The following is a 258-nucleotide window of genomic DNA, read 5'->3' on the forward strand; positions in this document are numbered from 1 at the left end:
GGGTGGCACGCCCTTCATGACAGGAATCAAAGCCGGGATGACGTGATACCAGAGAAAGATCTGCACCAGCAGCGGAATGTTGCGAAAGAGCTCGACCCACGCGTTGCCCAGTCGAACCAGCCAGGGGCTGTCGGGCAAGGTGCGGATGATGCCGATCAGCGAGCCCATGACGAGCGCGACGATCAACGCCAATATCGAGACGGACACGGTCCAGCCCCAAGCGGAGAGCATCCATTGCAAGTAAGTAGGGTACTTGCC

Annotated in this window: 1 protein-coding gene; it reads right to left on the reverse strand. The window is 59.3% G+C overall.

The features are described from left to right. Nucleotides 1-231, reverse strand: a 231-nt coding sequence (locus tag QN347_RS20295) for an ABC transporter permease subunit (protein WP_323494474.1), incomplete at its 3' end; no start/stop codon positions are given. Between the last annotated feature and the right edge of the window lie 27 nt (nucleotides 232-258).

Source organism: Sphingomonas sp. 10B4 (assembly GCF_035019905.1).
In the GTDB taxonomy this organism is placed as follows: domain Bacteria; phylum Pseudomonadota; class Alphaproteobacteria; order Sphingomonadales; family Sphingomonadaceae; genus Sphingomonas; species Sphingomonas glacialis.